General features: G+C 31.8%; 12 protein-coding genes and 1 tRNA gene. 8 read left to right on the top strand and 5 right to left on the bottom strand.

The window, feature by feature from the left end; genetic code table 11:
* Positions 1 to 483 precede the first annotated feature (483 nt).
* From thrS to EC396_RS08920, 5 genes are all read left to right on the top strand, one after another.
* Entirely contained in the window at positions 484 to 2,424 is a 1,941-nt protein-coding gene (gene thrS / locus EC396_RS08940; protein ID WP_129366368.1) for a threonine--tRNA ligase, read from the top strand.
* 28 nt (positions 2,425 to 2,452) lie between these two features.
* The gene (gene infC, locus EC396_RS08935; RefSeq protein ID WP_255421337.1) at positions 2,453 to 3,007 is read left to right on the top strand and encodes a translation initiation factor IF-3; all 555 of its coding nucleotides are present in this window, start codon (positions 2,453 to 2,455) and stop codon (positions 3,005 to 3,007) included.
* An 83-nt stretch (positions 3,008 to 3,090) separates the two neighbouring features.
* Positions 3,091 to 3,288: a 50S ribosomal protein L35 gene (gene rpmI, locus EC396_RS08930; protein WP_129366366.1), complete on the top strand. Its 198-nt coding sequence runs from the start codon at positions 3,091 to 3,093 to the stop codon at positions 3,286 to 3,288.
* A gap of 92 nt (positions 3,289 to 3,380) precedes the next feature.
* Positions 3,381 to 3,725 (top strand): 50S ribosomal protein L20, encoded by a 345-nt coding sequence (gene rplT / locus EC396_RS08925; protein WP_129366365.1) that lies wholly within the window; start codon positions 3,381 to 3,383, stop codon positions 3,723 to 3,725.
* Positions 3,726 to 3,856: 131 nt separating this feature from the next.
* Positions 3,857 to 4,804 carry a TerC family protein gene (locus EC396_RS08920; RefSeq protein WP_129366364.1) on the top strand — a complete coding sequence of 316 codons (948 nt, stop codon included), beginning with the start codon at positions 3,857 to 3,859 and terminating at the stop codon, positions 4,802 to 4,804.
* Positions 4,805 to 4,815: 11 nt separating this feature from the next.
* On the opposite strand, the gene EC396_RS08915 is transcribed toward EC396_RS08920, so the two are convergent.
* The 4 genes from EC396_RS08915 to EC396_RS08900 all read right to left on the bottom strand — a co-directional run bounded on the left by EC396_RS08915 (position 4,816) and on the right by EC396_RS08900 (position 11,251).
* Positions 4,816 to 6,447, bottom strand: coding sequence for an ABC-F family ATP-binding cassette domain-containing protein (locus EC396_RS08915; protein ID WP_129366363.1), 1,632 nt, complete (start codon positions 6,445 to 6,447; stop codon positions 4,816 to 4,818).
* Positions 6,448 to 6,582: 135 nt separating this feature from the next.
* The gene (gene prfA / locus EC396_RS08910; protein WP_129366362.1) at positions 6,583 to 7,659 is read right to left on the bottom strand and encodes a peptide chain release factor 1; all 1,077 of its coding nucleotides are present in this window, start codon (positions 7,657 to 7,659) and stop codon (positions 6,583 to 6,585) included.
* Positions 7,660 to 7,766: 107 nt separating this feature from the next.
* Positions 7,767 to 8,945: an AIR synthase related protein gene (locus EC396_RS08905; protein WP_129366361.1), complete on the bottom strand. Its 1,179-nt coding sequence runs from the start codon at positions 8,943 to 8,945 to the stop codon at positions 7,767 to 7,769.
* A 119-nt stretch (positions 8,946 to 9,064) separates the two neighbouring features.
* A complete protein-coding gene (locus tag EC396_RS08900) occupies positions 9,065 to 11,251 on the bottom strand; it encodes a glutamine synthetase III (protein WP_129366360.1) in 2,187 nt (728 codons plus the stop codon).
* A 225-nt stretch (positions 11,252 to 11,476) separates the two neighbouring features.
* On the opposite strand from EC396_RS08900, the gene EC396_RS08895 reads away from it, so the two are divergent.
* On the top strand, positions 11,477 to 12,496 hold the full coding sequence (locus EC396_RS08895) for a glutamine synthetase beta-grasp domain-containing protein (RefSeq protein ID WP_129366359.1): 1,020 nt from the start codon (positions 11,477 to 11,479) through the stop codon (positions 12,494 to 12,496).
* A gap of 60 nt (positions 12,497 to 12,556) precedes the next feature.
* Here the strand turns inward: EC396_RS08895 and EC396_RS08890 are convergent, their stop codons facing one another.
* On the bottom strand, positions 12,557 to 13,492 hold the full coding sequence (locus EC396_RS08890) for a calcium/sodium antiporter (RefSeq protein WP_129366358.1): 936 nt from the start codon (positions 13,490 to 13,492) through the stop codon (positions 12,557 to 12,559).
* Between the two features lie 242 nt (positions 13,493 to 13,734).
* Between EC396_RS08890 and EC396_RS08885 the strand changes: the two genes are divergently transcribed.
* The gene (locus EC396_RS08885) at positions 13,735 to 13,884 is read left to right on the top strand and encodes an SsrA-binding protein (RefSeq protein ID WP_129366357.1); all 150 of its coding nucleotides are present in this window, start codon (positions 13,735 to 13,737) and stop codon (positions 13,882 to 13,884) included.
* Positions 13,885 to 13,920: 36 nt separating this feature from the next.
* Positions 13,921 to 13,994, top strand: a tRNA-Arg gene (locus EC396_RS08880).
* Positions 13,995 to 14,022 lie beyond the last annotated feature (28 nt).

Genomic DNA, 14,022 nt, shown 5'->3' with positions numbered 1-14,022 from the left:
GCAATGTTTTTTTATTTAATTTTTTGTTTTATTTATACAAACCTTAAAACGTGGTATTTACACCTAAATTATTTTTTGAAAGTCTACTTACTTAACACTTCCTTTTTTGAACCAAACTGCAATTGCAATCTATACATGTTAATATGGTATAAACAATCTACTACTAAAACGATCCTATTGCGCTTAGTTTTTAACAATATAATAGTATTATCCCACGATTTTTGATTGATTTAATCGCGTTAAGGATAGCAGCGGCATCCTTTTTTGTAATGAAGCTTGGCGTAATTACAAAAAAGATATAGCGGATAGCCTGGCCCCTTTTCGGGGAACGCACACTAAATTATTATCAGTAAACTTTATAACAACCATTTTAAACTGCTTGCAGAACCTTATTCAACTGCTTTTTTTGTCGTTTATTTGATTATAAAAAGATATTGCGCAACTAATAGTTTTCTAATATCTTTGCAACCTTAATAAAAGAACATGATTCAAATAACATTACCAGACGGCTCGATAAGAGAATTTCAAAGCGGTAGCACTCCAATGGATGTTGCTAATAGTATAAGTGAAGGGTTTGCTAGAAACGTGATTTCGGCTAAATTCAATAATACGACAGTAGAAACGACGACACCACTTCTTGAAAATGGCGATTTAACGCTGTATACTTTTAATGACGCTGAAGGTAAAAAAGCTTTTTGGCACTCATCGGCCCACGTATTGGCCCAGGCAATAACATCATTTTACCCAAAAGTTAAATTAACTATTGGACCTGCTATTGATAATGGTTTTTACTATGACATAGATTTAGGCGAAGATGTTATTTCGGAAAAAGACTTTCAAACAATTGAAAATAAGTTTTTGGAGCTAGCCAGAGGTAAGCACGAATTTAAAATGCGTGACGTAAGCAAGGCTGATGCTTTGGATAAATATAAAAAAGAAGGTAACCAATATAAAGTTGAATTGATTGAAAATTTAACTGATGGTGAAATTACTTTTTGTGACCACTCTGACTTTACAGATTTATGTCGTGGTGGACACATACCAAATACAGGACTTATAAAAGCTGTAAAAATTATGAGTGCTGCCGGAGCTTACTGGCGTGGTGATGAAAAAAACAATCAGTTAACTCGTATTTACGGTGTTTCATATCCTAAACAAAAAATGCTTACAGAGTATTTAGAATTGTTGGAAGAAGCAAAACAACGTGACCACAGAAAACTTGGTAAAGAACTTGAGTTGTTTACTTTCTCGGCCAAAGTAGGTCAAGGTTTACCACTTTGGTTGCCAAAAGGAGCCGCATTGAGAGAGCGATTAGAGCAATTTTTAAAGAAAGCTCAGAAAAAAGCTGGATATGAAATGGTGATTACACCACATATTGGTCAGAAAGAATTGTATGTTACTTCTGGACATTATGAAAAGTATGGAGCAGATAGCTTTCAACCAATTCACACACCAAAAGAAGGTGAAGAATTTTTATTGAAACCTATGAACTGCCCACATCACTGTGAAATTTACAACAACAAACCATACTCATACAAAGAATTACCGAAACGATTTGCTGAATTTGGAACCGTTTACCGTTATGAGCAAAGTGGAGAATTACACGGATTAACTCGTGTTAGAGGATTTACACAAGACGATGCACATATATTTTGTACGCCAGACCAATTAGACGAAGAATTTAAAAGTGTAATTGATTTGGTATTGTATGTGTTTAAATCGTTGAGTTTTGAAAATTTCACAGCACAGGTATCATTAAGAGATCCTGAAAATAAAGAAAAATACATTGGTAGTGATGAAAATTGGGAAAAAGCTGAAAATGCCATTATCAATGCCACCAAAGAAAAAGGATTAGACTATGTAATTGAATATGGTGAAGCGGCTTTTTATGGACCAAAATTAGACTTTATGGTAAAGGATGCCTTGGGTAGAAGTTGGCAATTAGGAACTATCCAGGTTGACTACAACTTACCTGAACGCTTTGATTTACATTATAAAGGTGCTGACAATCAATTACACAGACCGGTAATGATTCACCGTGCGCCATTTGGCTCTATGGAGCGTTTTATTGCCGTATTACTTGAGCATACAGCTGGAAAATTTCCGCTTTGGTTAACACCAGAACAGGTTATTATACTGCCAATCAGTCAGAAATATCAAAAATATGCCGAAAATGTTTTACATTTGCTAGAAAATTCCGAAATTCGCGCTCTTGTAGATGATAGAAATGAAAAGACAGGTCGAAAAATCAGAGATGCGGAAATGAATAAAATTCCATTTATGATTATTGTAGGTGAGCAGGAAGAATTGGATGGAACAGTTTCAGTAAGAAAACAAGGAGAAGGAGATCAAGGAACAATTACAACTAACGAGTTTATCTCGTTATTGAAAAAAGAAATTAATAGCACGTTAGAACAATTTTAAGTTTAATTTAAATTTTACAGTCATAGCAATCAAGAGAAGTTCAGGAGGAAGAAAACCTTTAAGAGTATTAAAGGAAGATCAACATAGAATTAATGAAAATATTCGATATGTTGAAGAAGTACGTTTAGTTGGAGATAATGTTGAAGTTGGAGTATATCCAATTTCAAAAGCAAAATCTTTAGCTAGAGAATTAGAATTGGATTTGGTAGAAATTTCTCCAAAAGCAGTACCTCCAGTTTGTAAGATAATCGATTATAAGAAATTCTTATACGAGCAAAAGAAGAGGGAAAAAATTCAAAAATCCAAAGCTACAAAAGTAATTGTAAAAGAAATTAGATTTGGTCCGCAAACCGATGAGCATGATTTTGAATTTAAAAAGAAACATGCTATTAAATTTTTACAGGAAGGTGCAAAACTAAAAGCTTTTGTATTTTTTAAAGGACGTTCAATTATATATAAAGATCAAGGACATATCTTATTATTACGATTGGCAACAGAACTTGAAGAGTACGGAAAAGTAGAGCAGCTACCAAAATTAGAAGGAAAGCGAATGATTATGTATTTCGCACCAAAAAAGAAATAAGACTTTGATAGTGTAATGTTAGATAATTAAGTTTACTTTTGCACTCCAAAAAATATTAAGCAAGATAAAAAAGTAGAAGAAAGATGCCTAAAATGAAAACAAAATCTAGTGCTAAAAAGCGTTTTAAGCTTACTGGTTCTGGAAAAATTAAAAGAAAACACGCTTTTAAAAGTCACATTTTGACTAAAAAGTCTAAAAAACGTAAATTAAAGTTAACACACGCTGGTTTAGTACATAAATCAGATGAAGCTAACATTTTACAACAGTTAACTTTAAGATAATAAAGTTACAGGGAATTTAATTATTAACCTTGGAGTAGTGCTAAACAAGTATAAATTAATTTTATCGCCTACTACAAAAAACAAATGAAATTATGCCAAGATCAGTAAATTCAGTTGCTTCAAGAGCTCGTAGAAAAAAGATATTGAAGCAAGCAAAAGGTTACTTTGGACGTAGAAAAAACGTTTACACAGTAGCAAAAAATGCGGTTGAAAAAGGAATGGTTTATTCTTATAGAGACCGTAAAAACAAAAAAAGAACTTTCCGTGGATTATGGATTCAACGTATCAACGCTGGAGCTCGTCAATATGGATTGTCTTACTCACAGTTTATGGGAAAAATTAAAGCTAACAATATTGAATTGAACCGTAAGGTTCTTGCCGATTTAGCTATGAACAACCCAGAAGCTTTTAAGGCCGTTGTAGATCAAGTAAAATAGATTTTTAATTTCTTGCTTATATAAAAAAACCCAATCATTTGATTGGGTTTTTTCATTTTTAATTGGGCTTTAATTCCAAATATAATTCCTTATTTTTTACATATATTTACCCAAAATTAAATTATTATTGTATGCTAGTTTGGGGAACATTTATTGCTGTTATTTTAATATTTTTAGCACTAGATTTAGGCGTTTTTAATAGAACTCCACATATTATTTCAACAAAAGAAGCAACAAAATGGACAGCTATTTGGGTAACAATCTCATTCCTTTTTTCAGGTGTAATTTACTGGTTATATGGTTCTGGCTTGATTGCTAATGCCGACAATTTAACACCTAACAATGCAACCATAAAATACATAACAGGATATTTAATTGAACTTTCATTAAGTGTAGATAACATATTTGTTATAGCCGTTATTTTTACTTCATTTAAAATACCTTTAAAATACCAACATCGCGTTTTATTTTGGGGAATATTAGGTGCCATTATTTTTAGAGCACTGATGATATTTTTTGGAGTGATTTTAATTAATAAATTTAGCTTTACAACTTACATTTTTGGAGCATTTTTAATATTCACTGCATTTAAAATGCTAGTCTCTAAAGATGAAGAATTTCAACCTAAAAAATCATTTGTATACAGACAAATTAGAAAATTCGTACCAATTACTAGTCATATGAATGGTGAGCATTTTTTTGTTAAAATGAAACATATCAATGCGGCAACACCACTATTTATAGCACTTATTATTATTGAATTTACTGATATCCTTTTTGCCTTGGATAGTATTCCCGCAATTTTAGCAATTACATCAGATCCGTTTTTGGTGTTTACTTCAAATATTTTTGCCATACTAGGATTAAGATCTATGTACTTTTTCTTATCCAATATGTTGGCAAAATTCGATTATTTAAAATACAGCTTAATCGCTATTTTGACCTTTGTAGGTATAAAATTGATCTTAGCTCATCATATTAAATTTGCAGAATGGATATCATTGTTAGTGATAGCTGTTTCTTTAGCTGCAGGAATTATTGCATCAATTAAAGCAAATAAGGAAGAAAAGGCTATTTAATATTATCAATTCTATTTTTCAATTTCACGCATACTTTCCATTTTCTTGTTTGCCATAAAACTGGTAATATCTTCAAAATGTTCTTTTACACGTTTGTTTCCAAATTCAAATACTTTTGAAGCCAAACCATCTAAAAAATCACGATCGTGAGATACCAATATCAAAGTGCCATCAAAGTCTTTTAAAGCATCTTTAATAATGTCTTTGGTTTTCATATCTAAATGGTTTGTAGGCTCATCTAAAATTAAAACATTTACAGGTTCTAACAATAGTTTAATCATAGCTAAACGCGTTTTTTCACCACCAGAAAGTACCTTTACCTTTTTAGTAATATCGTCGCCACTAAACATAAATGCACCTAACAAGTTCTTAATTTTTGTTCTTACATCACCAACAGCTATTTGATCAATTGTATCAAAAACTGAAATATCTTCATCTAATAAAGCAGCTTGATTTTGAGCAAAATATCCAATTTTCACATTGTGACCAATTTCTAATTTACCTTCAAAATCAATTTCACCCATAATGGCTTTAATCATGGTCGATTTTCCTTCACCATTTTTACCTACAAAAGCTACTTTTTGACCACGTTCAATTACCAAATTGGCATTGTTAAAAACGATATGATCGTCATAATTTTTAGACAATTCATTTACAACTATTGGATATTGCCCACTTCGAGGTGCAGGTGGGAATTTTAATTTTAAAGCCGATGTATCTATTTCATCAACCTCAACCAACTGTAATTTTTCGAGCATACGCACACGAGATTGTACCTGATTGGTTTTAGAATAAGTTCCTTTAAAACGTTCTATAAACTCCATATTTTCAGCAATCATTTTTTGTTGCTCATCATACGCTTTTTGCTGATGCACTCTTCTATCTTTACGCAATTCTAAATAATGAGAATACGTAGCCTTGTAATCGTAAATTCTACCCATAGTAACCTCAATAGTTCTATTGGTAATATTGTCTACAAAAGCCCTGTCATGCGAAATTACAATCACCGCTTTTGCCGAATTGATTAAAAAATCTTCGAGCCACAATACACTTTCAATATCAATGTGGTTGGTAGGCTCATCAAGTAAAATCAAATCCGGATTTTGCAACAATATTTTTGCCAACTCGATTCTCATTCGCCATCCTCCAGAAAATTCGGAAGTTGGTCTGTTAAAATCTTCACGTTCAAAACCAAGACCTTTCAATGCTTTTTCAACCTCAGCTTCATAATTTACCTCTTCAACAGCGTAATATTTTTCACTTAATTCAGAAACACGTTCAATTAATTTCATGTACTCATCACTTTCATAATCTGTTCTTACCGTAAGTTCTTCGTTAATTTGATCAATTTCAGTTTTCATTTTTGAAATTTCAGCAAATGCTTTTGAAGTTTCTTCAAAAACAGTTGCATTGTCTTTTGTTAACAAATGCTGTGGTAAATACGCAATTTTAGCATCTTTTGGAGCAGAAATATTTCCTGATGAAGGTTTACTTGCACCTGCAATTATTTTTAACAAAGTAGATTTTCCAGCACCATTTTTACCCATTAGGGCTATTTTATCATTCTCATTAATGGCAAATGAAACTTTATCAAATAAAGTTGTTCCTCCAAATTGCACTGAAATATCGTTAACTGTAATCATTGGTCTAAATTTTTATTTTGAAAGCGGCAAATATACATTGATTGTTTTAATTTGAAGCCTTAATTAGTTGATTTATAAAACAAAAAAAGCAAGAATTTTCATTCTTGCTTTTGCTTTAAATTATGTGATTATAAATTAAAAAACTTCACCTAATTCTTTTAATTTCTCAGTATTTTCTGCAACTTTCAATCCTTCAACAATTCTATGAATATCACCATTAATTACGTTTGATAAATCATATAACGTTAAACCAATTCGGTGTTCTGTAACACGACCTTGCGGATAATTATAAGTTCTAATTTTTGCTGAACGGTCACCACTTGAAACCAAAGAGTTTCTTTTTGCAGAATCTGCAGCCAATTTTTTCTCTAATTCTTGTTCGTACAAACGAGAACGCAATACTTTCATAGCTTTCTCTTTGTTTTTATGTTGAGATTTTTGATCCTGACATTGCGCAACCAAACCTGTTGGAATATGTGTTAAACGCACTGCTGAATAAGTTGTATTTACAGATTGACCACCTGGTCCAGATGAACAAAAGAAGTCTGTACGTATATCACTAGGTTTTAATTCAACATCAAATTCTTCGGCTTCTGGAAGTACCATAACCGTTGCTGCAGATGTATGCACACGACCTTGTGTTTCAGTTTGCGGCACACGTTGTACACGGTGTACTCCAGATTCAAATTTCATATCACCATACACATCAGTACCAGTAACACTAAAAATAATCTCTTTAAATCCACCTGAAGTTCCTTCACTAATATCCTCAACTTCAGTTTGCCAACCTTTTTCAGCACAATACTTGCTATACATTCTGTATAAATCTCCAGCAAAAATACTTGCTTCATCTCCACCAGTACCTGCTCTAATTTCAACAATTACGTTTTTAGCATCTTCTGGATCTTTAGGAATAAGCATAAATTTAATTTTCTCTTCCAATTGCGGCAAACGAACAGTAGCTTCTTCTAATTCAATTTTTGCCATTTCTGTCATTTCTTCATCAGAACCATCAGCAATAATTTCTTTAGCTTCTTCAATATTATTTAACAAAGCTGTATACTCATCGCCAATTTTCATCACAGCAGTTAAATCTTTGTACTCTTTATTGATTTTGATGTAGCGCTTTTGATCTGATATAATATCTGGTTGGATAATTAAATCAGAAACCTCATCAAATCGTTGTTTTATAATTCTTAACTTGTCTAACATCTTCTTTTTTTATTGGATTGCAAAATTACAATAATTTCTTGATAAAATATTGCACAACAATAAATGCTTTTAAAAAGCATTTATTTAACCTATCATTTTTAATTTAGCTAATATTCAAAAAGTCCGTATTCGCTTTTTATGGTCAACTTTTTAGTTGCTGAAGCCTCTACCCTACCAATAATTTGCGCATCGACATTGAAACTTTTAGAAATTTCAATAATATCATTTGCAATTTCTGGCGAAACATACAATTCCATTCTGTGACCACAGTTAAACACCTGGTACATTTCTTTCCAATCTGTTTTACTTTGATTTTGAATTAATTTAAATAGCGGTGGAATTGGAAACATATTGTCTTTTACAATGTGTACATTATCTACAAAATGTAAAATTTTGGTTTGCGCTCCACCACTGCAATGCACCATTCCGTGAATGTCACTTGAATTGTAGTTTTCTAATATTTTTTTGATGATTGGTGCATAAGTTCTTGTTGGTGAAAGCACCAATTTACCAGCATTTATTGGCGAATTTTCAACAGCATCTGTTAAATTTGTATTACCAGAGTACACCAATTCACTTGGTACAGCTGCATCAAAACTTTCAGGATATTTAGTTGCTAAATACTTTCCAAAAACATCATGACGTGCAGATGTTAATCCGTTAGAACCCATTCCGCCATTGTATTCTTTCTCATAAGTTGCTTGACCAAAAGAAGCCAAACCAACAATAACATCACCCGGTTTTATGTTAGCATTGTCAATAACGTCACTTCGTTTCATACGGGCAGTTACCGTAGAATCTACAATTATAGTACGTACTAAATCTCCAACATCCGCAGTTTCACCACCAGTTGAATGAATTTCAACACCAAAACTTTTTAAGTCTTGTAACAATTCTTCTGTACCATTTATAATTTCAGAAATAACTTCACCCGGAATAACATTTTTATTACGACCAATTGTTGAAGACAACATAATATTGTCTGTTGCACCAATACACAACAAATCGTCTATATTCATTATTAAAGCATCTTGAGCAATTCCTTTCCATACAGAAACATCTCCAGTTTCTTTCCAGTACATATATGCTAAAGACGATTTTGTTCCTGCACCATCAGCGTGCATAATAAGGCAGTAATCTTTATCGCCAGTCAAATAATCGGGTACAATTTTGCAAAATGCCTTTGGAAACAATCCTTTATCTACATTTTTTATCGCATTGTGCACATCTTCTTTTGATGCCGAAACACCTCTTTGACTGTATCTTTTACTGACTTCTGAACTCATTCTTCTTTAATTTGTTGTTTTGCAAAAGTAATTTATCTTTTTCACTTTAAAAAACTAAAAACCGAATGATAATTTTCATTCGGTTTTTATATATGCTCAATAACGCTATTTTTAAGCTATTATCGTGTAAATAAAAGTTCTCGGTATTTAGTTAAAGGCCAAATTTCATCATCAACCATCAATTCCAATTTATCGCAATGATACCTAATTTCTTCAAAAAATGGTTTTACTTCAAAGCAATACATTTCTGCTTTTTTCACAACATCTTTTAAATTGTTTGCTTTTTTACGAGCATTGATCATTTCATCTATTTTTAAATGAATTGCTTCAATATGTTCTGAAATACCTTTAATTAATTTTATTTGCTCTTTTGCGTGAATTTCAAAATCATTATTAAAAATCTCTTTTAAACCTCTTACATTTTCAATTAACATATTTTGGTAACGAACAGCAGTTGGTACAATATGATTACCTGCAATATCCCCCAAAACTCTAGATTCAATTTGGATTCGCAAAGTATACTCCTCAATTTCAATTTCATAACGAGCTTCTGTTTCTATTTTACTCATTACATTCATTTCTTCAAACAAATCAATTGCTTTTTTGGTTACTCTTGCTTTTAAAGCTTCTGGTGTGGTTTTATTATTGCTTAAACCACGCTTTTTTGCTTCTTTTTCCCAAGCCTCACTATAACCATTGCCTTCAAATAAAATATTTCGAGAAGATTTGATGTATTCTCTTAAAGTATTAAAAACTGCTTCATCCTTTTTAAGTCCTTTTTCATCTATCAATTTATCAACTTCACTTTTAAAATCTTTCAATTGTTTTGCCACAATTGTATTTAAAACTGTCATTGGACTGGCACAATTTGCTGTTGAACCTACAGCTCTAAATTCAAATTTATTACCTGTAAAAGCAAAAGATGAAGTTCTGTTTCTATCGGTATTATCACGTAAAACATCAGGAATTTTACCTACAACATTTAGCTTTAAATCCGTTTTTTCTTCAGGAGATAATTTACCCTTTGTTACACCTTCTAATTCTTCTAAAACATTGGTTAATTGCTCTCCAATAAATACCGAAATTATTGCAGGTGGAGCCTCGTTTGCACCAAGTCTATGATCGTTACTTGCTGAAGCTATTGATGCTCTTAACAAATCTTCGTATTTATAAACAGCCTGAATGGTATTGATAAAAAATGTTAAAAATTGAAGATTACTCATTGGAGTTTTACCTGGCGATAGCAAATTAACACCTGTATCTGTAGATAAAGACCAATTGTTATGTTTACCTGAACCATTAACTCCTTCAAACGGTTTTTCGTGAAACAACACTTTAAAATCATGACGCGAAGCAACACGTCCCATCATATCCATTAATAATGAATTGTGATCAACAGCCAAATTAGCTTCTTCATAAATTGGTGCCAATTCAAACTGATTTGGAGCCACTTCATTATGACGTGTTTTTACAGGAATCCCCACCAGCATACATTCTGTTTCCAAATCTCGCATAAAATTTAGCGCTCTGGTTGGAATAGATCCAAAATAGTGATCATCTAATTGTTGGCCTTTTGCTGAAGAATGACCTAACAAAGTTCTACCTGTTAAATTGATATCTGGTCTACTAGCTGCTAAAGCTTTATCAATTAAAAAATACTCTTGCTCCCACCCCAATGAAGATGTTACCTTTTTTACATTTTTATCGAAATATTTACAAACATCTGTAGCAGCAGCATCAACTGCGTGTAAAGCTCTTAATAAAGGTGTTTTATAATCTAGTGCTTCGCCGGTATATGAAACAAAAATAGTTGGAATACATAAAGTTGTACCATAAATAAATGCGGGCGAAGTTGGATCCCAAGCAGTATAACCACGAGCTTCAAAAGTATTTCTAATTCCGCCATTAGGAAAACTTGAGGCATCAGGTTCTTGCTGAACCAATTGACTTCCTTCAAATTTTTCTATAGCCATACTAGACCCAATAGTTTCAAAAAAAGCATCATGCTTTTCAGCAGTTGCTCCAGTTAAAGGCTGAAACCAATGGGTATAATGTGTAACACCCTTAGCCAAAGCCCATTCTTTCATAGAAGAAGAAACCTGATTTGCAATTTTACGATCAATTTTTTTACCAAGCTCAATAGCACTCATAACGCCTTCAAATGCCTCTTTTGTTAAATATTGACGCATTGCTATTTCATTAAACACATTTTTACCAAACAACTCTGAACGCCTATTTAACTCCAAAATTTCAACTGGTTTTCTGCTTTGAACAAGCTCCATAGCTTTAAAACGTAAACTCGACATAGTACATAAATATTTATTAGGATACGAAGATACAAGATTTTTAAAATACAATTTTCAATATATTAGGTTTTTTATTTCACTTTTTTGTAATTACCCCTAAAAAAAATAGGGTATTTATAAAAATAACATACATTATAAATTTTATACCCCAAAAATGAGGGTAATAAGCCTTAAATAATTATTTTTGCGAGACAATGATTATTTTTTATTAAAATTTTAAACAATATGGCTAAAATTAAATTAGAGTATATTTGGTTAGATGGTTATTTACCAACCCAAAACTTAAGAAGTAAAACAAAAGTAGAAGAGCACGAAAATTTCCAAGGTACACTTGAAGAAATTGGATTATGGTCTTTTGATGGTTCATCAACAAAACAAGCTGAAGGTGGATCTTCTGACTGTGTTTTAAAACCAGTTGCAATTTATCCTGATCCAGAAAGAATTAATGGATATTTGGTAATGACTGAAGTTATGAATCCTGATGGAACTCCACACGTTTCTAACGGTAGAGCTACTATTGATGATGACAATGATGATTTCTGGTTTGGATTTGAGCAAGAATACTTTATTATGGATGTTAAAACTGAATTACCTTTAGGTTTCCCAAGAGGTGGTTATCCAAAACCTCAAGGTATGTACTACTGTTCAGTTGGTGGTTTAAATACACATGGTCGTGATTTAGTTGAAGAACATGCTGATGCTTGTATCGCTGCTGGTTTAAACTTTGAAGGTATTAACCAAGAAGTTGCTTGTGGACAATGGGAATTCCAATTATTTGCTAAAGGAGCTAAAAAAGCTGGTGATGAAATCTGGATTGCTAGATATTTATTAGATAGATTGACTGAAAAACACGGTTACTATATTGAATACCACCCAAAACCACTTGGTGATACTGACTGGAATGGTTCTGGTATGCATGCAAACTTCTCAAATACTACATTAAGAACTTGTGGTTCTAAAGAAACTTACGAAGCTATTTGTGAAGCATTCCGTCCTGTTACTGCTGAGCATATTGCTGTTTATGGTGCATTTAACGATCAACGTTTAACTGGTAAACATGAAACTGCTTCTATTCACGATTTCTCTTACGGAATTTCAGATAGAGGAGCTTCAATTAGAATTCCAATTATTACTGTTCAAAAAGGATGGAAAGGTTGGTTAGAAGATCGTAGACCAGCTTCTAACGGTGATCCTTACAAAATTGCTGCAAGAATTATTAAAACTGTTAAAACAGCTAAAATATAATTTACAGCTTTTATATAAATTAAAAAACACTGCTTATACGGCAGTGTTTTTTTTATGTAATTAACTCAGCATATTTATTATAAATAAAATATATAATGAAGCTAAAATTAAACCTTCTTTCCAGCTCAATTTCATCATAACTGGTATAAAATTTAATGGCAAAACAATAATGGCAAAACCCAGCATCCACAACAAATCATTTGTTAACAAACCTTGATCTACTACTTTTATTGGCATAATTATAGAAGTAATACCCAAAACGGCTAAAATATTAAACACATTAGAACCAATTAGGTTTCCCAATGAAATGGCTTTCTCCTTTTTTATTACCGCAATTACAGATGCCGCCAACTCAGGTATACTTGTACCTATTGAAACTATAGTAATACCTATAATACGCTCACTTACATTGTATTTGGTCGCAATACCAACTGCACCATTTATAAGTAATTCTGAGCCTCCCCAAAGCGCAACACCGCCCATTAATAAAAAAATCAAACCTTTATACAAAGGCAATTCAACATCATCTTCAGGTAATTCATCTACAACAGCACTTGTTTGATATTTTAACAAATAAATTAAAAAGATAATTAAAAAAGAAAACAAAATAACGCCTTCATATCGCTGCAACACACCATCAAAAGCAATAAAAAAATACAATAAAATTGAAGCAATCATCATTACAGGCCAATCAATTTTATAAAAACTTTTCTCGACACTTATCGTTGAGATTAAAATTGTTACCGCCAATACCAACCCTAAATTTGCAATATTAGACCCTATTACATTACCTAAGGCAAGATCTGGGTGCCCTTCTAAGGCTGAATTAACACTTACAATTAATTCTGGCAAAGAAGTTGCAAAAGAAACAACTGTCATTCCAATTACAATTTTAGGAATATTTAATCTAAGTGAAAATCCAACAGCTGCTTTTAATAACCAATTACCACCTAAAACCAATAGTAATAAACCTGAAATAACAAATAATAAATTCATAAAAAAAATTTAACAAATATACTTGAAATAAATTCGTCTAAATAATTGTTAAAAAAATAAAAAGAAATTGGTTTTTTATTCATCATTTTTATTAAAACATCTTTAAGTTATATTTTGTAAAAAAAGAAGTATTATTGTATTAAATTAGTAACTTTAATGGGTTTTTTCTTAACAAAAAATTACTAATGTTTTGATTTTAAACACAATAAAAACACACTTTCGATACTTATTATCTTTAAAATATGAAAAAAAAATTCTATAAAATATTAGCAAAAGTTAACAAATTTGTTTGTCCAAGCTTTACAAAAAGCGGTCTAGATATGGCAAAAGCAAAAAAATGGCAGCTTGCAATTATAGGTTGGCGATATTTTGTTACAAAAAATAGTTTGTAGATTGTAAAAAAGTATTATATTTGCACCCGTTAAAACGGCCTCGTGGCGCAACTGAATAGCGCATCTGATTACGGCTCAGAAGGTTACAAGTTTGAATCTTGTCGAGGTCACTAGATTAACAATCAAATAAAACCAAAT

The organism is Lutibacter sp. HS1-25, assembly GCF_004121075.1.
Taxonomy (GTDB): Bacteria; Bacteroidota; Bacteroidia; order Flavobacteriales; family Flavobacteriaceae; genus Lutibacter.
Note: the sequence above shows the minus strand (reverse complement) of the source record. Positions and strands in the feature narration are given on the sequence as shown.